Here is a 23,406-nt window from a genome sequence, read left to right on the forward strand (position 1 = left end):
CCAAAAACCAAACGTATTCTTATATGACTCAAACCATCAATCGAGGCGCCCTCTTTAACGCAAGCTGCCTGGCGCTCATCACCACCGCATTTTCATTCTCTATCCGCGCGGGAATCCTCCCACAACTCGGAGATTCCTTTGGCCTATCTGCTGAGCAACTGGGCTTTATCAACTCCATGTGGTTCCTCGGATTCCCAATTTCGATGATCCTCGGAGGGCTGTTCTATCACATTATCGGCCCCGCCAACATCATGCGAATCGCCTTCGTAACCCACACCCTGGGTATTTTGATGACCATATTTGCAGACGGCTATACTACCTTATTGATTTCGACACTGTTTATCGGATTTGGCAACGGCTGTACCGAAGCAGCTTGTAATCCTTTGATCGCCGACATGTATTCTGGTTCCACGTTGAACAAGATGCTCAACAGATTCCACATGTGGTTTCCAGGCGGAATCGTCTTGGGAAGCTTAGTATCCAAATTCATGACTGACGGCGGCTTTGCGTGGCAGACCCAGGTTTGGGTGATGATGATCCCAACCATCGCTTACGCAGTTCTTTTCTTTGGAAAAGCCTTCCCTAAGCCTTCTGTCGCAGGTGCTGCATCACTTGGAAGTAACTTCAAGGCGATGATCAGCCCAGTATTTATCTTTCTATTTTTCGCGATGGCTCTTACCGCGATTACCGAGTTTGGACCACAGCAGTGGGTAGGTTTGATTATGGGAGCGAGTGGTGCTAGCCCAATGTTGATCTTGGCTTTGACTACTGGCGTGATGGCGATCGGACGATTCTTTGCCGGACCGGTTGTAAAGGCACTGGGTCAGACCGGCGTGCTTCTTGGCGGAGCGATCTTCGCTGCCTTGGGCATCTTCCTTTTCAGCACCGTTACTGGCCCAATGGCCTATGTTGCGGCTTTCGTCTTTGCGATCGGTGTATGCTACTTCTGGCCAGTGATGGTGGGCGCAGTTGCTCAGCGCGTGCCACTCTCAGGAGCTTTGGGAATGTCTATCATCGGCGGTATAGGGATGTTTTCCACGGCGATCTTCCAGCCTTTCATCGGCTCATGGATTGACGGTTCGATGGCTGCTCAAAGTGCCGCCGGACTTTCCGGTACTGCGCTTGAATTGGCGGCAGGACAGGAAACACTTCAAAAAATCCTGATTTTCCCAGGCATTCTGATCGTGATGTTTATCTTTTTCTTCATTTGGCAAAAAGGCTCCAAACCCGCCGGTTCGGCAGCTCACTAACTCATTCAAAGCAGCCTTCGGGCTGCTTTTTTTTTATCCCAACCGACCTATGAAATCGAAATCCTCCATCCTCTCGCTCCTTCTGGTTTTTTGGTCTTCACTTGCTTTCTCCCAGGAAATAAAAGGTCCGATCCAAGTCCATCCGAATGGCAGATTTTTGATGACCTCGGAGCGAGAACCCTTCTTCTGGACAGCTGACACGGCTTGGGAGCTTTTCCACCGGCTGGATGAAAAGCAAGCCACCATCTATTTGGACAAAAGGAAAGAACAGGGTTTCAATGTCGTGCAAGCCGTGGTTTTGGCGGCGCTGGATGGAATCAATACACCGAATGCCAATGGGGATGTCCCTTTTTCCGACCTTGAGAAGTGGGAATACAATGAGGCTTATTTCCAGCAAGTGGATTTGATTTTGGGCTTGGCCGAAAAGCGCGGAATTCACATCGCGCTGCTTCCCACTTGGGGCGACAAGCTCTTCAAAAGCACTTGGGGAGCCGGGCCGGAGATCTTCAATCCTGAGACCGCCTATTCTTATGGAAAATGGATCGGAGCCCGATACAAAGACCGCAAAAACCTGATTTGGGTGCTGGGAGGAGACCGGACTCCGAGAGAAGACTCCCAAGACCTCGAAGTCTGGAACCAGATGGCGAAAGGAATTCTGGAAACACAAAATCCGGACAATCCTATCTTGATCACGTTTCATCCCCAGCCAGCCGGGCCCGGCGGAAGTTCAAATTGGTTTCATCAGGAGGACTGGCTGGGCTTCAACATGCACCAAACGGGACATTGCCCCGGGGATTCGGATTTTGAGAAGATCACCCATGACTACCAGCTCAGCCCCGTCAAGCCGACCATCGACGCAGAGCCGCTCTACGAAGAGCATCCCTATTGCTTTAATGCCAAAGAACACGGCTACAGTGAAGCTGCAGACATCCGAAGGATCATGTATTGGAATATCTTTGCAGGGGGAGCCGGTCAGACTTATGGCTGTCATGCGGTCTGGCAGATGTATGACTTGGATAAAGCACCTGTAAACGGCCCGCTGAAACCTTGGCATAAGTCCCTCGATCTCGAAGTCGCCAATCAGATGAAACACATGAAAAATCTGATGCTGAGCAAATCGTATTTTGAAAGGATTCCGGATCAAAGCCTGATTGCAGAAAGTCAGGCAAACGACATCAGTTTTGTGGCTGCGACACGTGACAATGCCGGAACCTATGCCCTCTTCTATTTTCCAGACGGAAAGGAAACCGCGATCAATCTGAACAGTCTCAATGGCTCAACATTTAAATTGACCTGGATGGACCCTCGAACTGGAGTGGAATTTCCCGGAAATCAGGGAGCTTCACTGCCAAAAGGAAGCAACTTGTCGATCACCCCACCAAGTTCCGGAAGGGGAAATGATTGGATATTGATAATAGATAGTTTGGATTAATTGCAGCTGTAGCTCTCGTACTCCTCGGAGGTTAGCGACCACAGCTTCCCGTCTTCATCCCGATAAGTCAGTGTGCCGGTGCTTTCCAGGATTTCGATGGTATCAGAAGTTGAAATAGTCCTTCCATCTACCAATTGGATCGTGCAGGGACCCTCCAGCTCTTGGATATCAGACAGCAGATCGCAACCGGAAAAAGCTATAAGTGCCAAAAGGATCAATAAGTAACGCATCGGGTGATTGGTCTGCTCTAAAATTAGCCTAAAAATAGCTATCGGAAACAGTCGCGGGCAAACAGATTTCAGCATCTGACCATATTCTCTTAGAGCGAGGTCAATAGCAGGTTCTTAAACTCCACCTCGGCACCTTCGGCTTGCAGGGCTATCTGGCCTTTTTGGGCGGTTGCGCCGAAGCCGTCGTTGACCAAGTCTCCGTTGATCCACACGGTGACCTTGTCACCCTCACAGCGGATTTTCATGTGATTCCACTCGCCGAGTGGCTTTTCTGAATCATTCGTGAGGTTTTTCACCCTCCTCTCCTTTCCCTCCGAAACGCCCCAATCTTCCTTTGGCCCGCGTCTGCTCTCCATGTCCTCTACTTGGATGTTCTGCTGGATGCACCAGAAATCGCCCGCATTGCTGTGCATCATCTGCACTTCGATGGACTTTGGAAACATTTCATACAGGGCTCTGGGCGTAGACGCATGAACCAACACTCCGCAGTTGCCTGGTTCGCCGGCGAATCGGTAGTCAAATTCCAAGACGTAGTTTTCATAGCTTTTCTCCGACATCAGGTGTCCTTGGGGTGTCCCCAAACTCACCAAAAGCCCGTCCCGAACGATAAAGGGCTTTCGAAGGCTGCTGTCCTGCTGCAGATCCGGCACATCCATGTACCAGCCGGCGAGACTTTTTCCGTCAAATAGCGAAACCTGACAAAAGATCTTGGAATGAATACACAAGAGGAGAATGATGACCAGCGAGATATTTTTCATCGGAGATTGTTTGCCATCAATCTAGCAGAAAAGCCGATCCGATCCAAAACGAAACTATCAATCCAATCCTCACCGGCAAACGGCTTGATCGAGAAAAAGGAAAGATTAAAAAATGCTTTGAAAAATCTAACTAGAAAGGATTCGAATCCTTTTCCTAGCAGCTGAGTATCAAAAAATAGTTGTTAAAAAATCACCCTTAGTTCTCGTCTCCTTTCGTAGTTTCAAAAGGAACAAAAGAAAGTTAGCACTTGTGATTATGACTTCAGAGAGAAAGCTCCGCCAGCCTAGTGCGCGGTTTAGTAGTGTCCAATAGACGCTTGGCCTTAGTGGAATGGAGTTCTCACCTTTCGCAAAAACGAAAAGCGTATTGTCAGTTTTTAGTAAAAAATGCAAAAACCGTTTAAAAACTCTGAGCGGCAGAGTTAGCCCGACACGCGCCGAGCACTTGGGCTTCAAATGCCTTATCTGACTTCAGCAAGTCAAAAAAACCCTTGATGTATTGACGGCAAGCCTTGGCGTTTGATTCGTCAAAGTACACCTCATTAGTTTCGATTGTCTTGAATATCTGACTTTCCTTGGCTAAAATCTCGGCCCGTACCGCCTGCATCAGCTGCGGATCTCTGCAAAAACCCCGATAGAGTCGATCCGTAACCCTCTCGATGCCGATGTTATTGTTCACCTGTGCGTAGGGCGGGTTGACCAATCCGGTCATATCAAAATCATAGGCTAGCGGCACGATGGTCTTTTCATCGAGCATCAAAACCTTTTCATTGTGCTGAAAGAGCCCCGACCAGTCGGTATTCCCTATCATCATCTGAAAAAAATCGTGCCTCACGGTCGCTGTATCTTCCATCAGCGTTGGAATGATTTTTTTGTCATCCAGAATTTTACCCCCAAAGCGATCAGCGACTTCGTCGTCATCTTCGATGAAAAATCCCAAAACTTCTACTGACTCGCCCTTTTTGTCGTCCGTATCGGTGAGCGTCACCCTGAGCAACCGGGTGTGGAAGGTATATTCAGCAACGTCCTCATACAGCTGATACGCGAGATATTCCTTGCCCAGAAAATTGTCAGCTGTCTTGGCCTTAGAGCAAGGCAATACTAATTTCAAACTTCTGTTTCCTTTGAAAACGGTATTATCGGCCTCCTTTTTCTTAATCTTGAGGCGCATCGGAGGATAAAAGCAATTCTCCAAGCGGAAGTTGCCCCTTGTGCGGATTTCAATATCCAGCGTGTCTTTTCGGCCGTCAGCAGCTACCATGAAAAGCTGGGAATCCATGAATGTGGAATCGTCCGTCTCTGATTTGAGTTGCTTAATCGAAAACTTCAGCTCTATCGCCATCGGCTCATCTGACTCAAACAGCCCCTGGGAAATGGCAGGCATGGAGTTCGCTAAGCATAGCAGCAAGAAAAGTGCAGAAGAGAGCAGGCGGTTTTTCATTTCGATCTTTAGTTAATCGGATAATTTCTTACTCAATTTAAAGAATCGCTTCTCAAACCCGCTATGTTTAAACGTTTTGTAGTAAAAATTGCCAAGAATCTTGTACTTGGGTTTTCCTGCTACTTCTTCGCCCTCGCTTCCCAAATCCTCATGAAGAGCATGTGCGCCATCCGTCTGGCGTGTTCCTTGGCGTAGTTGGCATTTTCACCTTCAAAGTAGCGGTCGATGGTCGCAAACCAAAGCTCCAGCCAGTTGCCAAAATGAACTTGGGTGACCGAATGATCCACTTTGGAATCAACGTCCTGGTGCACTTTGGTGGGGTTAAACATTCCCCGGCCTGGTCCCGTCTGGAGCAAGATCATCTCCCAAAAATCAGACAAATGAATCAGATGATGCTCCCAATCCTCCACCACCTCATTGAAAATAGGGCCCAACAGCTCGTGGTCTCGCACTTGATCATAGAATCTCCTGACTAAAAAATCCACTTCCTTCCGACTGCGTATCTCTACTCTGTCCATGATCAGTCCTTTAAGATCGGCTTCAAAACCTCCAACTTGCCATCTATTTCCTCCGAAATCGGAAGTCCCAGCAGTTTACAGATCATGGGATAGATGTGGATGTTTTGGAAAGCGTCGATCTGATTCTCCGATTTGATCTGGGGGCCATTGGCATAGAAGATCCCCCAAACGTCCTTATTTCTCGGGCTAAACCCATGCTCTCCGAAAACATCGGTCTTCAACAGCGCAGCACGATTTTGATAGCGCATCATGCCGCGATTGTCAGCAAGGTAATACCCAAGCTCAGGTACAATCAGGAAATCCCCTATCCGCTGAGGAAATCGGCTGACGTCGGTGTAGTTCTCGTTTTCCTCTAAGTCATCGATCGTGATGTGCGCACTTCTGGACTGGATCAATTCAATAGCGGCTTTGTGATCACTTTTATCTTCCAAATGTACGTGGGCCAAGGCGCCGTTGTTGACGATCCTCGCCTGGACTCCCTCGGTCAATTCGTCCAGATTGATCAGCTTATCTTTTTGCACGTCAGCCATCCCATGATCGGAGACGATGATCACATTGATTGGGAGATCAAAGCTCTTGATTCCCTCGAACAGTGCCCCCAATTCATGGTCGAGTGTGGTGAGTCTTTCGCTCAGTTTCTCATCATTGCTCGGGCCATAAGCGTGACCCACGTCATCCATATCTGAAAAATAGAGCGCGATGAACCGCGGACGCTCCGCATCGGGCAACTGCAGCCATTCGAAGACTTTGGAGATCCGTGTCAAATTGGGCACCCTGCCATCGTAGTCGAAATACTCACTCGGTCGGATTCCCTGAACTGGCGCTTCGGAGCCCACAAAAAAGTAACTGACGGCTTTTATCCCGTTGTTCTCTGCTAACACCCAAAGCGGCGTCCCTCCATACCAATAGCCATCCTGGACGATATCCCGATTGCCCATCGTGTACACCTGGTCTTTGAAGGGCTCATAAAACGAGTTGTCCACCAAGCCGTGATGTTCGGGTAGCATTCCTGTCGCGATGGTGTAGTGATTGGGAAAGGTCTTGGTGGGAAAAGACGGAATCAAAGCCTCGGCAGAAGTCCCAGCTTTGACGAACTTTGAGAGATTTTCGGGCTGGAATCGCTCCACGTAGTCGTACCGAAATCCGTCCAGAGAGATCAGAATGACAATCGGCTCAACTTCCTTCTCCTGAGAGAATCCCGAGGAAGCACCAAAAAACAACAGGAAGGCTATGTTGAGAATCCGACGCATTTTTTTCTCAAAAATATCGGCTCAGCTCATCTCTATCAACCTTATTGATGACTTATTTGAAAAGTTTTCAACTACTGAGAGAAGTCACGGTTCGTTTATTGAACGTCATATCCCCTACTGAGGCACGCCGGCGGGAAATAGCAGCTGGTGGTAGCGGTTCATCTCCTCCGTATTACCCAGACTCTTGTGCACCAGATAGAGGTTGCCTACCGCAGCTCGGGAAGCCTGGATAGCGACGGCTTTCTCCAAAACAGGAATCGCCTGACGCTCCTTGCGCTGTATCAAAAGTGCCGAGGCGAGGTTCATGTAGGACTCGTAGGTCGTGGACCCGTAGTCAATCGCCTGCTGAAAATAGCGCTCCGCTTGCGGATAATTTTGATCCTTGTGGAAGGCAATAGTTCCCAGATTTGTAAAGACGACCGGATCTTTGGAGCCCATTTCGTCCACTGCTCTCAGAAAGAACGTCTTCGAGCTGAGCGTATCGCCGGTTTCAAGTAGTGATTTTGCCAGGGCGGAGTAGAAGGTCGGAAATTTCGTCTTGCCATCTACTTCCTCATATATCGGCTCGATCTTCTTGTATTCCGACAGGGAAGTTTGAAAATCTCCCTTGCCAAAAGCGATATTTCCCAGCATGGTAGCGTTGATGAAGGCGATCTCCTCGGCACTGGCATTCTCGTCCGTGGCGAGGTACCTGGCAGCTTTTTCAGTTTGTCCAAGTTCGGAGTAGAGGAATCCCAACGCACGCCTGATCTCCGGTCCATCAAAGTATTCGAGGGATTTTTCGAGCGCCACGATTGCCTTGTCTTTTTCAGAATTCCGACTGTAGGACAAGCCGAGATTTCTGTACAACGGGCCGAAGTTGGGGTTCTGGGCCTGGAGCGCCTTTTGATAATAGTCGATCGCCTTCTCATACTCTCCTCCTTCATAGGCAAATCGACCCAGCTGAAAGAGCGGATAAAAAGCCTTGGGGTTTCTCTCGATATTTTCTTCCAACACAGTCACCGCCATCGCACTGTCACCCAGATTGATCAGCACTTCCGCATAGGTGGCCAAATATTGCGATACCGGCAGGTCTTTGCCCAAGATCCCAAACATGATCTCGTACTCTTTCTTCGCTTCCTGCAGCGTTGCCTTTGCCGAATCAGGGTGGTCTTTCAACGCCGCCAAGCCTACCCTTCGCAATTCCTCTGCGTAAAATGTGTGAGTTCGCCAGCTTTTGGGAGCGCTTTCCACGTCATTTCGGGTAATGCTCAGGTTGTCTTTCCAGACTTTGGCCCGGTCAAAAGTCTTCCAGGAAAAACCAAAAACAACAGGTACCAATACCAGCAGGGGAATCAAATGAAGCCGATTGGGCATCCACTTTTTTCCCAAAAGAAAAAGGCCATATACTGCCAAAAAAGCAAATGCCAGGGAGGGAACGAAAAGAAACCGCTCGCCAAGGTTGGACCCAATGGTCAGAGATGGAAGCAAGTTGGCGAAGATCGAAAAGGCTGCGAAATAGAAGATCAGACCGAAGCTAATCAGGCTGCGGCCTTTGAATCCCCGGTAAGCCAACCAAATCAAGGCCCCGAAAAGAACAACACTTACCCAAACCCACGGACTCGAAAAGCTCTGCACCGAGAGCTGGCTAAAGGAGTAATCCCAAGAAAGCGGATGAGGGAAAAAGAGGAGCTTGACATACTCCAGATAGATGTAGAAATTGGTCGCCAATCGCTGAAACCCGTCCGCAACGTACAGGATACTGTTGATGTAGGAATCGTACGTCGTCGCAGCCGTGTCCAGCACCAGGCCCCTGATGAGCAGGTAAACGGCCGCTGCGCCTGCAAAAGGCAAGGCCGCCCGCATTGCCTGAAGAGCACTTTTTCTCTGAAAAAAATAGGCAATCAACCCCACCAAGGCAATCAGCGGAATACTCTCCTCCTTCGACAGAAGTGACAGAAAATAGATACCCAGAATGACAGCCCACTGCCACATCTTTGGCATCGGCTGCGTCCTCCACCAGATGAGAATGGCGCTGAATGCGAAAAGAGAAGACAGCAAGGTGTCCCGGCTTTTGGCTGAGGCGACGACCTCCACGTGCAAGGGATGGACGGCATAGAGCAGCAAGATCAAAGCTGGGACCCACCAGGGAAGCTTTTTGACCTGGATCAACTCAGCCAGCAAAAATCCAAGCACGACCAGCAGCGCAAAGTACAGCAGCAGATTGATGGAATGGCTGACACCCGGATCAAATTTGCCCACGAGCTCGTTTTCAACCGCAAAGGTGAGCAACGTAAGCGGTCGGTAAATGCCGGTGTTGACTGGGCTGATTTCGATGAAATTCATCGAGCCGTACTTAAATAGTTCGGGCCATTCTTCGAGTCCTTTGAGGGTCACCCGATTCGAATTTGCATAGATGCCGTCATCGAGTGTGTAGTCAAACCCGATGGTCTGGATGTAAAGCAGGGTTCCAAAAAATGCGATCAGTAAAATCCAGATCCAGGTTGTTTGATTCATGGTGGCCAGTAAAAGTCTTGCTAAAGTTAAACCCAATCGCGAAATGTCCAAACGTCCGACCGCCAATCTACCCGCAACAAAAACTCCATTTAATCGACTCACCAAACGCAATGGATGGCTTCGAAACCGCTCAGGCTTTAGCCAGATTGTTGGTGTTCCCAGCTTGCGCACATTGAGCACGTTTTTCCCCAACTAAGGACATGCGTTGTCTTAAGATTGTACATCTCCTCGTGTGACCATCGCTATTTTCATTGAAAAAGAGGTCTCGTTGTTGGCCATTATCTATCTCTGAAACGAAAATCGCCTAGCCCGAAAAGACCTGCTTTTCGCTCAAAAAGCACTTATCTCTTGACTTCCCGGACCCCACAATCTACGTCTTCGCAACCGTCTAAGATGCTCTTTTCACGAGCCCAATCAAGACGGTGCTACTCTGGAATAGCCTTTGATTTCCTTACCCTGAAAAATTCTATAAATCATGAAAACATCCAATCGAATTTTATTAGGAGTGGGACTTTTGGGAATCTTGGCAGCTGCGCCTTCGTGCAAGACCAGCAACGCCGTGAAAGGAGGCGCTATCGGCGGAGCAGCCGGAGGAGTGATTGGCGGACTGATTTCCAAAAACAATACTGCGACCGGCATCATCATCGGATCAGCAATCGGAGGATCAGCTGGGGCAATCATTGGCCACGAGATGGACAAGCAGGCTGAAGAACTCCAAAGAGATTTGGAAGGCGCCAAAGTCGAGCGGGTTGGAGAAGGGATCAAAATCACCTTTGACTCGGGCTTGCTGTTTGGTTTTGATCAGGCTTCCCTGACTGCCACTTCCGAAACCAATCTGAAAGACCTGGCTACTATCCTCCAAAAATACGAAGATACCAACATCCTGATTGAGGGCCACGCGGACGACAAGGGAACTGAAGAATACAATCAAAAGCTCTCTGAAGAACGGGCGCAATCCGTCAGCTCTTACCTCACAGGCCTCGGGGTCAGCTCAGGGCGAGTTTCCGACGTGGGACATGGGGAAATCATGCCCGTAGGCTCCAACGATTCTGAGGCAGGAAGAGCTGCGAACCGAAGAGTGGAAGTAGCGATCTATGCCAACAAGAAGATGCAAAAGATGGCCAAAAAAGGCGAATTGGGAGGTTAAAAGTCGATTCTCATCAGAAAATCTGTCTGAACTTCATCTCCAAATGGAAAAGGGTGGCTTCCGAATATTCGGAGGCCATTTTTTTCATAAAAGCGGATCGCCCGGGCGTTGTGTTCCCAGACACCGAGCCAGAGGTATTTTTTTTCGTTTTGCTTCGCAAAGTTGATTGCCGTATCAAGAAGTTTTTTGCCCAATCCCAGTCCAAGAAAATCCTCCAAGACATAGAGTCGGGCGATTTCAAGACTTTCCGGATCATGGACATCCGTCTGGGCGGGAACCTGGTTGACTTTGACATAGCCGATGATCTCCCCTTCCAGCTCGGCTACCAAAAAGGTGGAGGCTTGCGTGGCCATTTCCTTTTCAAATTGCTCCAAAGTAAACGCTTCCTTCAGATAGGCAGTCACGTTCTCAGGCTTGTTGCCTGCTGTAAAAGCCTGCAAAAATGAGGTGCGGGCCATATGAAGCAGGTCTCCCAGATCATGGGAAGTGGCTTTTCTGATTACCGGTTGAGGAGCTATCGTTTCCATCTTAAAGTTTTTTGAGTGCTACATCGATTTGGGATATGGGATGTTCACCCAAAATCCCCCTGAAATTCCCTTTGGGATTGATCACGACAAAACTCCCACAGGGATAGGGGTATTGGAAAAAAAGCTTTTCGAACAGCTGATCGGGATCTGCCGTCCACTCCTGAATGCCTTGGTATTTTTCCAGTCCGTGGGGATTTTTATAAATATACAGAGGAGGTACTGCATCGTGTTTTTCTGCATATTTCAGAAGGGATTTATGCTTGTTTTTGAGATATGCTCGGTCAGTAAATCCAGTACTGTTGCATCCATCCTTCCCTGGATAAAAAATCACAATCAGCGGTTTGCCTGCTTGGAATTCTTCCAATAGACCCAGTTTTTCATAGATCATCCTAGCGTCAGTGACTCCCACCGGCATTCGATGAACGAGCTTCATATCGCCTATTTGATCTCCCGGCACTCCGAAATAGGGGCCATTAAGGATCTTCTCCTCATAGTCTTCCTTGACAATCCTGCGATTGGACTCATCAAAATAGGTTTGTCCTAAAGCGGAAAACGAAGTCAAGAGACAAGCAAGCATCAAAAAACTCTTCATATCCTCAACACCGATTTATGCAATTGAAGGGATTTTATTCTGACTAAGCATATTCCTTTTTATTTCCCCAGGCGATGATCAGCCCCGCTGTCCCAAACATCAGCAAGCCGTAGATCACCGATGGGATCGTCATCGCGGGATTCACCAACAAGGTCGCTGCGACAGTAATACCAAGTGTGGCGTTTTGAATTCCCGACTCGATGGAGATGGTTGTACTTTGTTTTCTACCTAGACCCAATAGCTTGCCGGAGAAATAACCGACCGCCAGCGTGCAGACATTCAGCGCCAAAGTCACCGGACCCGCTTCCAAGAAATACTGAACGATGTGTTCTCTTTCTTTGAAAATCGCCGCTAAGACAATCACCACAAAGAAAATAACCGAAATCTTGCGAAAAGGCTTGTCCAATCTCGCGGCCAATCCAGGCGCTTGTTTCAGAATAATCATTCCCAGAACCACTGGTATTACGGTAATGAAAAGAACGGAAATGACGGTTCCCACGATATTCAGCTGCTGTACTTCGCCTCCGGGCATGAAATAGTTAAGGGAAAAATTGACTACAAACGGGATCGTCAGGACAGTGATCATCGAAGAGAAACCCGTCAGCGTGATGGAAAGCGCCGAATCACCTTTCGCCAGATGAGTGATCAGGTTGGAAGTCGCGCCTCCCGGACATGCCGACAGGATCATCACTCCCACGGCGGCTTCCCGCTCCAACCCAAACAAAAGAATCAAACCAAACGCGACCAATGGAAGGAGTATCAGCTGATTGATGAGGCCGATGGCAACTGCTTTGGGATAGATCAAGATCCGTTTGAAATCCCCGGGAGTCAGGCTCAAGCCCATGCCAAACATGATGATAGCCAGCGCAAGTGGCAGGAATAGCTGAGTCAGGATACTGGCTTCCATGGGTTATTGGGGTTCGGGCTTAGGTTGGGATGGGAAAATAGGAGAAATATTCCCAATAACATCGCGACTCGGAATGGCAATTCCCTTTTTATTTCAAAGGATTAGAGGTTAGCACAGCACCGTTTCTGGCTCCTTTTCTTTGATTTTCGCTTGCAGCGTCTACTTCATACTAGCGTCCAGTTACTTGATACTTTATAAGAATCCCGCTACTGCAAATCCTACATAAGTCCCCAGCGCATTGCCCAAACTTCCCACCAGCATGCCGGGGATCAGCAGATCCGGTCGATTCAAGCTCTCTGCAGCGGCTATTGCCGTCGTGTTTCCCCCAATATTCGCCTGAGAAGCCACAGCGATCACGTCCCAGTCCATCTTGAACAGTGCCCCGACTCCAAAGATCACCGCGCCGTGGATCAACACCAGCAAACCCACAAACAGAATCAGCGTTCCCGCTAGGTCACCTACTCCAGACAGCGCCCCTACGTCACACAGTGTACCAATCACCGCCAGGAAGATCAGGATAAAAAAGAATCCCAGCGTATGCTTTCCCGTCAGTCGCTTTACAGCAGGAATCTGAGCCAAAATCAATGCTATCGTCGTCAATACGATAATTTCGGGCACTTGTGGAACATAGGAAACTACTGCTTTGCTGACAGCCATCCCCAACAATCCCAGGGCGAGAATCATCGCAAGAGGAGCAATGGAAATCTTCTCGTCGGAGATTATTTTCTCCCCGGACTGTGCTGATGACAGCTTCTTTCTTGGAAAATACTTCTGCAGATATTTAGGCAGGATCAAGGTAGCTACGATCCAAGGCGTGCCGATCAAATTATCCACCACCGTGGTAGCGGCAAAGAGATTTCCGTTTTGGTTCACGTCATAGTGCAGCGCGATTGCGTTGAAATTGATGCTTCCGCCGATGTAAGTTCCCGTGTACATCCCAGCTACAGCCGAAGCCAAATCGCCAATTTCCGCAGCGGGATTGACTACAAACCAGGCGACCAATACACCAATAACAGTAGCTGCCGCACCAAGCAAAAACATCAACAGGAGTGGCAGGCCGGCTTTTTTCAGGCTTTTCAGATCCACCTCCAGCAAGGCGATAAAAATCCCCAACGGAGCCAAATAGCCAAATACCCCATCGTACACCGGACTGCCATCCATTGCACTAGGGATGAGGCCGATATTGGAGATGAATGCACAGATCAAGATGACCCAGATGGCCGCACCGACAGTCCTACCCCAGGTAAATCGGGTCAAAGCCTGTGCAAAAAATACCACCAGACAAAGGATGCCTGCTATGAAGATCGGATTTTCGGTGAAGGTCATTGGGAAAAATAGGAAAAAGTCCTGACTGGATGGTGGCTGCAATAGCCCCGCTCAAAAAAATCCTAGGCTTCTCCCCGCGTACTTTCATCCAAAATCACAGCCAACTCCTGAGTCAATGACTGCCGTGAAAACCGCTCGATCCTCACCTCCGATTCTCTTTCGGCTATTCCGTCCATGAGCTTTCTTAGGGCTATCTGGATATTCACAAAATCCTCGTGGCGGATGACTTCGCCACCTCCAGCTTCGCTGAGGATCTTGGCAGAATCTCCGTCAGGATCACCCAAAGCCAAAACCGGAACACCCGTGGCCAGGTATTCGAAAAGTTTTCCGGGGATGTTTCCCTGGGCATTCTTGGTATCCGTGAGGATCAAAACCAGCGCGTCTGCCTTCGCATAGAAATCAAACACTTCCCCGTGGGGGACATAGCCGGGAAAGAAAACCCGCTCGACCAACCAAGAATCGTCCTTCACAAAATCCCTAACCTGCTCGGAAACTTTCCCCACAAAGGTCATCCTGACTTCCTCTCCTGTCTCTATAAATTCCTCCTTCATCGCGTTCAGAATCGGAATCGGATTGCGGATCGAGTCGATCACCCCGGAATACACCAGATGGAGACTTCTTTCGGTTTTCATTTTTGGAAAAAAATCGGAAGGCAGATCCGCCGGATCATAGCCATTGGTTAGCAGGTGGATCTTTCTTCCGGCAAGTTTTTCAAGATCGATCTGGAAAGTCGGGGAAATCGTCAGCACGGCATTGGCTTCATTCAGCACGCTTTGCTCCAAACTTTGATGTCGGCGGCGGATGAGATCGGTCATCGGCATCGCGTCCAAAAACTCCCATTGCGACCAGGGATCCCGAAAGTCAGCAACCCATGGAATGCCGGTTTTCCGCTTGAGCTCCAGCCCGATCAGATGCATACTATGCGGAGGCCCAGTGGTAATCACGGCTTGAAATTGCCCGCTTTTCACTAAATCTGTCAGAAATTTCACCGAAGGTTTTACCCAAAAAATCCTCGGATCAGGCACCAGCAAGTTGGCCCGCATCCAGATGGCGGCTTTCTCCAGAAAGCCCCGATCCCGTTGTTCCAGGAGTCGGCCCGGGTGGGTTTTGGTTTTTCCTTTCACCTTGGAGAAAAGCTGGTAAGGCTCCCAAATCGGGAATTTGATCACCTCAAGCTGGGAAGGTATCTGCTTTGAGAGGCTCTCGTCCTGAAGGTCAAAATCCGGATTTTCAGGTGTAAAGATCACCGGCTCCCAACCGGAATCAGGCAGGTACTTGGCAAACTTCAGCCAGCGCTGTACACCCGATCCTCCGCTGGGCGGCCAATAGTATGTGATGATGAGGACTCTTTTCTGCATTTGTGTATAAAGTACCAAGTTCCGAAGTACTAAAGTAAAAGATGTGCCAAAAAGAAAGGGAGAAAGTGTCCCTTCTCCCTTTTCGAGTTACTGGTTATTTGCACTTGTTATTTACTATACGCATAAACAAACTCGCCAATGGTCAACAATAGAGACAGACAGGCAACGGAAACTAGGACCTTTACGGCCTTCCCAAGCCGTGGCGTATCCCTTTTTATCAGTCCTGTCAATAAAAACCAAAAGGTCCACGCAATCCCTAGAAGGACAATGACCATTTTAATCAGAGGAATTATAGCCATACAACCGCTTTTTGGTTTCCGAACGCTCCTATTAAAAATTATTCTCCTTGCGCCAGCGAATACGCCCGCTTGCCGTCGAAACTGTAAAGATTGGCAGTCTGGATGAATTCAATCCCCAAATTGGAGACCTGCTGCAACAGATCCAGGATCTGCGCATGACCGATCACAGCCTGATCGGCCGTCTGGAATCTGCATCTCCAGTGATCGGTACAAAAGGTTTCTTTCATACCTGCCGGGAATACTTTCACACCCCGGTTGGTGATCAGCTGAAGCTGCAGCCCGCCCGCATTGGCAGCGCGAAGTTTTTCGCCCAGCACGTTTGGATCGCGTCCTTCTTCATCCCAAGCCACAAATACATCAACGCCGATCAATTCCTTTTTTTCTGGAGTTCGGGCTTTCAGTTTGGTATTCATCGGCTTGGTATCCTCTTTGTCAAAGGAAGCCGGAATCATATTGGCAGGCATTTGTCCCAATCGATCAATCACTGCTTGTGCAAACTCGGCCGTTCCAACTTTCTTGCTGGAAAGTCCCTCCTGATAGATGTCCCCGGTATGGATCCCGTCTTCCAGTGTCTTCATCCAAGCGTTGGCGATCTTCTCCGCCACTTCCGGCTGACCGATGTGCACGAGCATCATGATCGCGCCATTCAATAGACCCGAGGGATTTGCTATTCCCAAGCCGGTGATATCCGGCGCGGAGCCGTGGATCGCTTCAAACATGGCCACCTCTTCCCCAACATTGGCAGAGCCGCCCAGTCCTACCGAACCGGTCACCTGAGCAGCCACGTCGGAGATGATGTCTCCGTACAGGTTCAGCGTCACGATCACGTCAAAAACCTCCGGGCGATCTGCAATCAGCGCAGTCCCGATATCGATGATCTTGTGGTCTGTTTTGATGTCTGGGTATTCCTTCGCGATTTCATCAAAAGTCCTGTGGAACAGTCCATCGGCCAACTTCATGATGTTGTCCTTGGTCATGCAAGTCACTTTCTTGCGACCGTACTTTTTAGCGTATTCGAAGGCATATCGGACGATCTTCTCAGAGCCGGGTTGGGAAATCAACTTTAAGCTTTGTACGACCTCTTGAGTTTGTCGGTGCTCGATTCCTGCATAGAGATCTTCTTCATTTTCGCGGATGATGACCATGTCGGTCTTTGGAAAATGAGTCTGGATAAAAGGCGAATAAGCCTTGCAGGGCCTCACGTTGGCAAAAAGTCCAAAAGAAGTACGAGTGGTTACGTTCAGGGATTTGAAACCTCCTCCCTGAGGAGTCGTGATCGGAGACTTCAAAAAAACCTTGGTTTCGCGAAGCGATTCAAAAGCCTTTGGCTCCATTCCGGAACTCACACCTTTCAAATAGACCTGCTCGCCTATCTCGATCACATCGTATTCAAGTTGGGCACCGGCAGCTTCCAGGATATTGAGGGTTGCGGTCATGATTTCCGGGCCGATTCCATCCCCGTAGGCCACTGTAATCTTCGTCTTAGCCGACATATTTATAGGCAGTTTAGTTGGATTTTAGAAAGTCCAAAAGTAATTAAAAATGGCTGAAACAGACTGGGAATCGAGCTTTAATTCCCAGGATGGTGGCTGGCAAATTTCAGCGGAAGCTCTGCTTTCCCATTCGGCCGAGGATAATTCTAGGCGGGCAAATTTGGCTTTGTACCCCCTAGGCGTATATTTGCTTTTCCACACTCAACCCGCTTATGGCAGATTTTCAAAATATCCTGACAGAAGAAAAAAACGGCGTCCTCTACCTCACCGTCAACCGAGAGGATAAAATGAACGCTCTCAATTTTGCCACGCTGGAAGAGATAAAGGGGATTTTTGAAGAAGCTGCGGACAATCGGACCATCAAAGCGGTGATCATCACAGGCGCCGGAGAGAAGGCTTTCATCGCCGGAGCGGACATCAGCGAGATTGCCACACTCAATGAAGTCAATGCTCGAAAATTCGCCGAAAATGGCCAGGAAATCTTCGCCATGATCGAAAACTGCCACAAGCCCGTCATCGCGGTAGCCAACGGCTTCACACTAGGCGGAGGATGTGAACTGGCCATGGCCTGTCACATGCGCATCGCCACGGCCAATGCCAAATTTGGCCAACCTGAAGTCAATCTCGGAATCATCCCCGGCTACGGTGGAACCCAGCGTCTGACACATCTGGTCGGCCGAGGCAAAGCAATCGAACTCATGATGACCGGAGATATGATCGGCGCGGAGGAAGCCAGAGACCTTGGATTGGTCAACTACGTGCTGCCAACCAAAGTCGAAGCGATGGAAAAAGCTGAAGAAATCATCGGCAAGATCATGAGCAAAGCACCTTTGGCTATCGGCATGATCGTGGATTGTGTCAACGCGGCTTTTCTTTCTGACGAAAATGGCTATCAAACCGAAGCCAACAGCTTTTCCCGCTGTGTGAAGTCTGGAGATTACAAAGAAGGAACCTCCGCATTTTTGGAAAAAAGAAAACCCATCTTCAAAGGCGAGTAGGCTCTTGGCTCCCAAATGAGTAACCTGAAAAAACTTGCCGGCCAAACTGCCATCTATGGACTGAGCAGTATTCTGGGTCGATCCATTAATTTTTTACTGATCATCGTTTATACCGCCTACCTCAACCCAGAGGCTTTGGGTGCATTTACGGGCATCTACGCATTGGTCGGATTCTTAAACATCATCTTCACGTACGGGATGGAAACGGCGTTTTTTCGCTTTTCCACAGGTAAAAACCTTGATCCCACCCGGGTATATCACAGCACCCAATCGCTTCTGATCACTTCAACTTTGGTTTTGGGATCAGCGCTTTACCTAGCCGCGCCCTGGCTGGCAGAAGTGATGGATTACCCAGGCCAAGCCTACCTTTTTCGCTGGGTAGCTTTGATCCTTTCATTCGATGCCATCCTGGCTATTCCATTTGCCAAGTTGCGATTAGAAAATCGGGCAGTTGCCTTTGCAGGCGCCAAGCTCATCAATATCCTTCTCAATGTTCTGCTTAATCTATTGTTGATTATCTGGATTCCTGAATGGATGGAAGAGGGACTGATCGACCCTGGTTTTATGGGTTTCCGGACCGATTGGGGAGTTGAATACATCTTGCTTTCCAATCTTTTGGCAAATGGATTAATCATCCCATATGTCTGGTGGAGAGCCGGCTTCTTCCGGTTTTCACTTGACAAAGAGATCACTCGCCCCATGTGGACCTATTCTCTTCCCCTGCTTTTCATGGGCTTGGCGGGTGTCACCAACGAACTCGTTTCCAGGTTTTTATTTGAATATATTTTACCTGAGAACTTCTATCCCGGACTCAACTCAAGGGAGGCTGCCGGTGTTTTTGGAGCCAATTTCAAGCTGGCAATCTTGATGAACTTGGTCATTCAGGCGTTCAAGTACGCAGCAGAGCCCTTTTTCTTCAAGCAATCCACGGATAAAAATTCACCGCTGCTCTATGCCCGGGTCATGCATGCGTTTATCATTTTCTGCACGGTATTAATGATCGCTATTTCAGTGAATCTGAGTTGGATCGGACCACTGTTTCTCAAAGGCGACGTCTACGCCTCGGCATATTTTATTGTCCCCATCCTGCTTATGGGCTATTTGCTTTTAGGCGTGTATTTCAATCTCTCTATTTGGTTTAAAATCACGGACAAAACCAACTACAGTTTCTGGATCACCTTGATTGGTGCGCTGGTGAGTGTGGCGGTGATTGTCTTTTTAGTACCTGTCTGGGGATATCTCGGCGGTGCATTGAGTACCTTGGCCTGCTATCTGGTCATGACCTTGATCTGCTTTATTTTTGGGCAGAAATATTATCCGATCCCTTATCAGACCGGCAGGGACATCAGTTATCTGATCATCGCATTTGGACTGAGCTATGCCGGGTTCTTTCTCGATTTGGATTCGGCAGGTTTAAACTTTTTTGCCAAAAATAGCCTTGTAGTACTGTTCTTGGCTTGGATTGGATATCGGGAAAGAGACCTGCTTGGCGCTGTATTCCAGCGCAAAAAACCGTTCTGACTTCGCTTCGCTCTTTCGGGCAAAAGACGAAATAGTCCAGCCAATCTGAGCAAAAGGCATTATGTTTGTGAATTGATGCAGCATTCCCTGATCACCGTGAGATTTATCCCAATCCTCTTCCTGTTTTGCCTTTTCTTCCTAGGGTCGAATGCCGGTTTTGGCCAGCAACCGCTTTCCAAAAAAGAAGCCAAAATCCAGGAAATCCAGACTAAGTCCAGCCGCTATTTTATCGAAGGAGAAAAGGCACTGGTACTTGGCGACCTCGAAAAAGCCTTCTTTTATCTGCAGCATTCGCTGGAACTGACTCCGGAAGAGCCTGCCATCAACTACAAAATCGCCGAGGTGCTCGTCAGATCAGATCAGGCGCAAAAAGGCCTTCCCTATGCGGAGAAAGCCGCATCGGCGGATCCTGACAACAAGTACTATTCGCTCATGGTCGCCGAGATCTACACCAATCTCAACCAGCCGCTCAAGGCCGCCGAGATCCTGGACCGATTGACGGCTGACTCGGAGCAAAACCAACAGTACAATCTGGATCTGGCTTCTCTGTATCTCAACGCAAACGAGTTTGACAAAGCACTGGTCGTGCTCGATCGCGCAGAGGACTACTATGGTATCCGTGAACCCTTCACCGTGCAGAAGCAGCGCATCTATCTCAGGAAAAATGACTTGCCAAATGCCATCCGAGAAGGCCGACAGTTGATTGAGGCTTTTCCCGGCAATCCCAACTATGTACTGAATCTCGTCGAAATCCTGTACAACAATGCCCGATTGGATGAGGCATTGGAGCTGGTTTCGGAGGAAATCAGCAAGTATCCCAACCAGCCGGAACTTCAGATGGCAGCCTATACGCTTTTGAAGGAAAAAGGTGAAATCGCCCAGGCAAACGCCTATTTGATGTCGGCTTTTGAAAGTCCCGACTTGGATGGCGAGGTCAAGGCGAAGACTTTCAAATCCATGCTTTCGGAGATGAAGACCATCGAGCGGGATTCACTTTTGGATGAGATGGAAGTGCTGATGCTGGAGTTGAATTCATCCAACGCCATGGTCCTGGAAGTCGTCGGCGAGCGGAAAAGAGCCGCTGGAGATATGCCAGCAGCAATGGACTATTTCAAAAAATCCCTTCAGATCCAGCCCAAAAACGCCTCGCTTTTGGAGCAGGTGATCCTAAATTCCTTTGGCGAAAGTCCGGATTTTGCAGAATTGGAAACCTATACCACGATGGGCGTGGATGAATTTCCGGAGGCGCCGGAGTTTTGGTTTTATGACGGCGTGGTGAAATCATCCCGAAAAAAGGACACGCTTGCCGTGCAGTCGCTCGAAAAATCCATTGAACTCAATGCCGGCAAAAACCCGCAACTGGACCAAGTCGCCTACGGGTCACTCGGCAATTCACTGTACAACCTCGGGGAAAAAGATTCGGCGTTTGTCTACTTTGAAAAAGCACTCAAGCTCAATCCGAACGACGAACAGGTACTGAACAATTACGCCTATTTTCTTTCGTTGGAAAAAAAGGATTTGGAAAAAGCCCGATCCATGTCCGAGAAAGTCGTCAAAAAACATCCTACCAACTCCACCTATCTCGACACCCATGCATGGGTACTCTTTCAGATGGGCAGCTATCAGGAGGCTTCGCAGTATATGAATCAGGCCATCGAAAACGATTCAGAGCCAAGCGGCGTGATGTTGGAGCATTATGGAGACATTCTTTTTCATCTTGGCAAAGTTTCTGAGGCGATGACCTGGTGGAAAAAAGCGGAAGGGAGCACCGAAGCCTCCGAAAAACTTGCCCAAAAACTAAAAGACGGAAAATACCATGAATAAACTTTTCGCAGGTGTTCTGGCACTTTTGATCATCAGCATGGCGGGGTGTGCCAAAAAAGTCATCCTCTACGAAGGAGACGGTCAGATGGAGGAGTTTCAGCCTGTCGTCGCCAAGTACGACTACCTAAGTGCCAAGGCAAAAGTGGTCATCGAAGAAGAATCAGGGAAAGTCACTCGGGGCACGCTGAGTCTCCGGGCAAAAAAAGACAGTGTCCTTTGGTTTACCATGTCTCCGGGAATGGGGATGGAGGCGATCCGTGGCTTTTTCACCCAGGACCGGATTCAGATACGGGATCGGGTCGGGCAGGACGACATCAACCTCACCTACGAGGAATTTGAGAAATTCTACGGCTTGAAACTTTCGCTGGAACTGTTCCAAAACGTCCTTTGGGCCAATACACCATTCGACTTCGACTATCAGGACAGGCTGTTTAGAGTGGGCAAAAAGTTTGAATTGACCCAGATCAGGGACCAGGTCAGGTACTTTACCAAGATCGAAACCAGCCACGGCAAGGTATCCGAGCTGGTGAGCAACTCGCTGGACGACCGCGGATCTGTGTTGGCGAGCTTTCCAAAATTTCAGGATGCTGCCTCTCAGCCATTTCCCGCCGAAGTCCTTTTCAAGCTAGCTTACCAGCTTCCCGAAGGCGGCCAAAACACCATCATTCACCTGGAGTGGACTTCTATTGAGCCAAATTCACAGCCGCTCAGCTTTCCTTTCAGATTCTAAGTTCCATGCGGATTTATAGATTTATACTCTTCTTATTTTTACTGCTTTTCCTCGGGAGCTCTGACACCTTTTCCCAAACCACAAAAACGAGAGAGGAGCTGGAGCGGGAAAAAGCCGAAGTGCAGGCAAGACTCCGGGAGTTTGACGCGATCCTAAAGCAGACCACCGCCAACAAAAAAACGTCCCTGGGAGAACTCAATGCGCTGACTAGGCAGTTTCAGACCCAAAACAGGCTGGTAAACACGCTCGACCGTGAGATCCGTCTGATCAATCAGGAAATCGCCGAGACTGAAGAAAAAATCTCAGAGCTGGAGTCCCAACTCAAGGAGCTCAAGGCCGAATATTCCAGGATGATCTATTCGTCCTCCAAGATAAACCGCGGCCTTTCCATTGTCGCGTTTGTATTTAGCTCGGGCAATTTCAACCAGCTCTACATGCGACTGAAATACCTGAGGCAATACAGTGAGAGCAGAAAACAGCAAGCGGCACAGATCGAGAAATTCTCCCTCGAACTGGCCGAACAGCGGACCTTACTGGATCAGCGAAAAGCCGACAAGGTAACCGTGCTTTCTGAGGAGCAAAAAGAAAAGGCTGAGCTTGAGCGACTAAGAAAAAGCCAGCAAGGCGTGGTAAATACCCTTTCCAAAAAAGAGCGGGACATCCAGCGTCAGATCACCGCTACCAAAAAACAACAGGATCAGCTCAACAGGATGATCAAGAAAGTGATCGAGGACGAGATCAAACGCGCCGAAGCAGAAGCTAAAAAAGCCAACACCACCACGACCAAAAAAGCCGGAACGAGCATGCCGATGACACCGGAAGCGGCGGCACTTTCCAGTTCTTTTGCAGGAAACAGAGGAAAATTGCCTTGGCCAGTGGCGACGGGATTCATCGCCCAGAGCTATGGAACGTATCCGCACCCCTCACTGAAAGGCATTACACTCGAAAGTGACGGGATCGATATACGCACGCAGCCCAACTCAAGTGTAAGGACTGTATTCGACGGCACGGTGACCAAGATCACCACCATGCCGGGTTTTGGAGGCACGGTCATCATCAAGCATGGAGAATACTACACCATGTATAGCCGACTGAAAAACATCAGCGTGAAGTCAGGTCAGGCCGTCAAGGCAAAAGACATCATCGGTGAGGCGGGCACTAACGGCGAAGGAGAAACAGAAATCCACTTCCAGACCTGGAAAGGACTCCAGATCATGGACCCCGCAACATGGATTTCATCCAAATAGAATTTAAAATCGTATGTTCATAAAAAAGAGCAATTGTCAATAGCCATATTTTTGGCTAAGCG

General features: G+C 48.9%; 20 protein-coding genes. 8 read left to right on the forward strand and 12 right to left on the reverse strand.

Going from position 1 to position 23,406, the window contains the following annotated elements:
* Positions 1-23: 23 nt before the first annotated feature.
* Positions 24-1,250, forward strand: a complete 1,227-nt coding sequence (locus G459_RS0106840; RefSeq protein ID WP_026966973.1) for an MFS transporter — start codon at positions 24-26, stop codon at positions 1,248-1,250.
* A gap of 49 nt (positions 1,251-1,299) precedes the next feature.
* Positions 1,300-2,682 (forward strand): glycoside hydrolase family 140 protein, encoded by a 1,383-nt coding sequence (locus G459_RS0106845; RefSeq protein ID WP_026966974.1) that lies wholly within the window; start codon positions 1,300-1,302, stop codon positions 2,680-2,682.
* Here G459_RS0106845 and G459_RS0106850 read toward each other — a convergent pair.
* From G459_RS0106850 to G459_RS0106880, 6 genes are all read right to left on the reverse strand, one after another.
* Positions 2,679-2,912: a DUF903 domain-containing protein gene (locus tag G459_RS0106850; protein WP_026966975.1), complete on the reverse strand. Its 234-nt coding sequence runs from the start codon at positions 2,910-2,912 to the stop codon at positions 2,679-2,681. The genes G459_RS0106845 and G459_RS0106850 overlap by 4 nt on opposite strands.
* A gap of 89 nt (positions 2,913-3,001) precedes the next feature.
* Positions 3,002-3,670 carry a 3-keto-disaccharide hydrolase gene (locus G459_RS0106855; RefSeq protein WP_026966976.1) on the reverse strand — a complete coding sequence of 223 codons (669 nt, stop codon included), beginning with the start codon at positions 3,668-3,670 and terminating at the stop codon, positions 3,002-3,004.
* A gap of 400 nt (positions 3,671-4,070) precedes the next feature.
* Positions 4,071-5,111: a hypothetical protein gene (locus tag G459_RS0106865; protein ID WP_026966977.1), complete on the reverse strand. Its 1,041-nt coding sequence runs from the start codon at positions 5,109-5,111 to the stop codon at positions 4,071-4,073.
* A gap of 119 nt (positions 5,112-5,230) precedes the next feature.
* Positions 5,231-5,629, reverse strand: coding sequence for a group III truncated hemoglobin (locus G459_RS0106870; RefSeq protein WP_026966978.1), 399 nt, complete (start codon positions 5,627-5,629; stop codon positions 5,231-5,233).
* Positions 5,630-5,631: 2 nt separating this feature from the next.
* A complete protein-coding gene (locus G459_RS0106875; protein WP_026966979.1) occupies positions 5,632-6,879 on the reverse strand; it encodes an alkaline phosphatase family protein in 1,248 nt (415 codons plus the stop codon).
* Between the two features lie 114 nt (positions 6,880-6,993).
* Positions 6,994-9,375 (reverse strand): tetratricopeptide repeat protein, encoded by a 2,382-nt coding sequence (locus tag G459_RS0106880; RefSeq protein WP_026966980.1) that lies wholly within the window; start codon positions 9,373-9,375, stop codon positions 6,994-6,996.
* A gap of 475 nt (positions 9,376-9,850) precedes the next feature.
* On the opposite strand from G459_RS0106880, the gene G459_RS0106885 reads away from it, so the two are divergent.
* Complete coding sequence (locus tag G459_RS0106885) at positions 9,851-10,522, forward strand: YiaD family glycine zipper/OmpA-like lipoprotein (RefSeq protein WP_026966981.1); 672 nt, start codon at positions 9,851-9,853, stop codon at positions 10,520-10,522.
* Here G459_RS0106885 and G459_RS0106890 read toward each other — a convergent pair.
* The 6 genes from G459_RS0106890 to G459_RS0106920 form a co-directional block, all read right to left on the reverse strand.
* Positions 10,519-11,049 carry a GNAT family N-acetyltransferase gene (locus tag G459_RS0106890; RefSeq protein ID WP_026966982.1) on the reverse strand — a complete coding sequence of 177 codons (531 nt, stop codon included), beginning with the start codon at positions 11,047-11,049 and terminating at the stop codon, positions 10,519-10,521. The two genes, G459_RS0106885 and G459_RS0106890, sit on opposite strands and share 4 nt — an antisense overlap.
* A gap of 1 nt (position 11,050) precedes the next feature.
* Entirely contained in the window at positions 11,051-11,641 is a 591-nt protein-coding gene (locus tag G459_RS28890) for a hypothetical protein (RefSeq protein WP_051315110.1), read from the reverse strand.
* Positions 11,642-11,684: 43 nt separating this feature from the next.
* Positions 11,685-12,548 carry a bile acid:sodium symporter family protein gene (locus G459_RS0106900; RefSeq protein WP_026966983.1) on the reverse strand — a complete coding sequence of 288 codons (864 nt, stop codon included), beginning with the start codon at positions 12,546-12,548 and terminating at the stop codon, positions 11,685-11,687.
* 192 nt (positions 12,549-12,740) lie between these two features.
* Positions 12,741-13,874 carry a DUF819 family protein gene (locus G459_RS0106905; RefSeq protein WP_026966984.1) on the reverse strand — a complete coding sequence of 378 codons (1,134 nt, stop codon included), beginning with the start codon at positions 13,872-13,874 and terminating at the stop codon, positions 12,741-12,743.
* Positions 13,875-13,936: 62 nt separating this feature from the next.
* Positions 13,937-15,232, reverse strand: coding sequence for a glycosyltransferase family 4 protein (locus G459_RS0106910; protein ID WP_026966985.1), 1,296 nt, complete (start codon positions 15,230-15,232; stop codon positions 13,937-13,939).
* Positions 15,233-15,569: 337 nt separating this feature from the next.
* Positions 15,570-17,024: an NADP-dependent isocitrate dehydrogenase gene (locus tag G459_RS0106920; protein WP_026966987.1), complete on the reverse strand. Its 1,455-nt coding sequence runs from the start codon at positions 17,022-17,024 to the stop codon at positions 15,570-15,572.
* A gap of 212 nt (positions 17,025-17,236) precedes the next feature.
* Between G459_RS0106920 and G459_RS0106925 the strand changes: the two genes are divergently transcribed.
* From G459_RS0106925 to G459_RS0106945, 5 genes are all read left to right on the forward strand, one after another.
* Complete coding sequence (locus tag G459_RS0106925; RefSeq protein ID WP_026966988.1) at positions 17,237-18,022, forward strand: enoyl-CoA hydratase/isomerase family protein; 786 nt, start codon at positions 17,237-17,239, stop codon at positions 18,020-18,022.
* 15 nt (positions 18,023-18,037) lie between these two features.
* Positions 18,038-19,543 (forward strand): lipopolysaccharide biosynthesis protein, encoded by a 1,506-nt coding sequence (locus G459_RS0106930; RefSeq protein ID WP_026966989.1) that lies wholly within the window; start codon positions 18,038-18,040, stop codon positions 19,541-19,543.
* A gap of 75 nt (positions 19,544-19,618) precedes the next feature.
* Positions 19,619-21,367 carry a tetratricopeptide repeat protein gene (locus G459_RS0106935; RefSeq protein ID WP_035455339.1) on the forward strand — a complete coding sequence of 583 codons (1,749 nt, stop codon included), beginning with the start codon at positions 19,619-19,621 and terminating at the stop codon, positions 21,365-21,367.
* Entirely contained in the window at positions 21,360-22,097 is a 738-nt protein-coding gene (gene lolB1 / locus G459_RS0106940; protein WP_026966991.1) for a lipoprotein insertase outer membrane protein LolB1, read from the forward strand. Before G459_RS0106935 ends, lolB1 begins: the two co-directional genes overlap by 8 nt.
* A 5-nt stretch (positions 22,098-22,102) precedes the next feature.
* On the forward strand, positions 22,103-23,344 hold the full coding sequence (locus G459_RS0106945; RefSeq protein ID WP_026966992.1) for a murein hydrolase activator EnvC family protein: 1,242 nt from the start codon (positions 22,103-22,105) through the stop codon (positions 23,342-23,344).
* Positions 23,345-23,406: the final 62 nt, after the last annotated feature.

Origin of the sequence: Algoriphagus terrigena DSM 22685, from assembly GCF_000429445.1 — a bacterium.
In the GTDB taxonomy this organism is placed as follows: Bacteria; Bacteroidota; Bacteroidia; order Cytophagales; family Cyclobacteriaceae; genus Algoriphagus; species Algoriphagus terrigena.

Bases quoted from the DNA above. Each gene is read 5' to 3' on its own strand.
- G459_RS0106875 (WP_026966979.1), bottom strand. From the start codon at position 6,879: ATGCGTCGGATTCTCAACATAGCCTTCCTGTTGTTTTTTGGTGCTTCC.
- G459_RS0106865 (WP_026966977.1), bottom strand. From the start codon at position 5,111: ATGAAAAACCGCCTGCTCTCTTCTGCACTTTTCTTGCTGCTATGCTTA.
- G459_RS0106945 (WP_026966992.1), top strand. From the start codon at position 22,103: ATGCGGATTTATAGATTTATACTCTTCTTATTTTTACTGCTTTTCCTC.
- lolB1 (WP_026966991.1), top strand. From the start codon at position 21,360: ATGAATAAACTTTTCGCAGGTGTTCTGGCACTTTTGATCATCAGCATG.
- G459_RS0106870 (WP_026966978.1), bottom strand. From the start codon at position 5,629: ATGGACAGAGTAGAGATACGCAGTCGGAAGGAAGTGGATTTTTTAGTC.
- G459_RS0106880 (WP_026966980.1), bottom strand. From the start codon at position 9,375: ATGAATCAAACAACCTGGATCTGGATTTTACTGATCGCATTTTTTGGA.
- G459_RS0106900 (WP_026966983.1), bottom strand. From the start codon at position 12,548: ATGGAAGCCAGTATCCTGACTCAGCTATTCCTGCCACTTGCGCTGGCT.
- G459_RS0106845 (WP_026966974.1), top strand. From the start codon at position 1,300: ATGAAATCGAAATCCTCCATCCTCTCGCTCCTTCTGGTTTTTTGGTCT.
- G459_RS0106855 (WP_026966976.1), bottom strand. From the start codon at position 3,670: ATGAAAAATATCTCGCTGGTCATCATTCTCCTCTTGTGTATTCATTCC.
- G459_RS0106850 (WP_026966975.1), bottom strand. From the start codon at position 2,912: ATGCGTTACTTATTGATCCTTTTGGCACTTATAGCTTTTTCCGGTTGC.
- G459_RS28890 (WP_051315110.1), bottom strand. From the start codon at position 11,641: ATGAAGAGTTTTTTGATGCTTGCTTGTCTCTTGACTTCGTTTTCCGCT.
- G459_RS0106925 (WP_026966988.1), top strand. From the start codon at position 17,237: ATGGCAGATTTTCAAAATATCCTGACAGAAGAAAAAAACGGCGTCCTC.
- G459_RS0106910 (WP_026966985.1), bottom strand. From the start codon at position 15,232: ATGCAGAAAAGAGTCCTCATCATCACATACTATTGGCCGCCCAGCGGA.
- G459_RS0106890 (WP_026966982.1), bottom strand. From the start codon at position 11,049: ATGGAAACGATAGCTCCTCAACCGGTAATCAGAAAAGCCACTTCCCAT.
- G459_RS0106930 (WP_026966989.1), top strand. From the start codon at position 18,038: ATGAGTAACCTGAAAAAACTTGCCGGCCAAACTGCCATCTATGGACTG.
- G459_RS0106935 (WP_035455339.1), top strand. From the start codon at position 19,619: ATGCAGCATTCCCTGATCACCGTGAGATTTATCCCAATCCTCTTCCTG.
- G459_RS0106885 (WP_026966981.1), top strand. From the start codon at position 9,851: ATGAAAACATCCAATCGAATTTTATTAGGAGTGGGACTTTTGGGAATC.
- G459_RS0106840 (WP_026966973.1), top strand. From the start codon at position 24: ATGACTCAAACCATCAATCGAGGCGCCCTCTTTAACGCAAGCTGCCTG.
- G459_RS0106905 (WP_026966984.1), bottom strand. From the start codon at position 13,874: ATGACCTTCACCGAAAATCCGATCTTCATAGCAGGCATCCTTTGTCTG.
- G459_RS0106920 (WP_026966987.1), bottom strand. From the start codon at position 17,024: ATGTCGGCTAAGACGAAGATTACAGTGGCCTACGGGGATGGAATCGGC.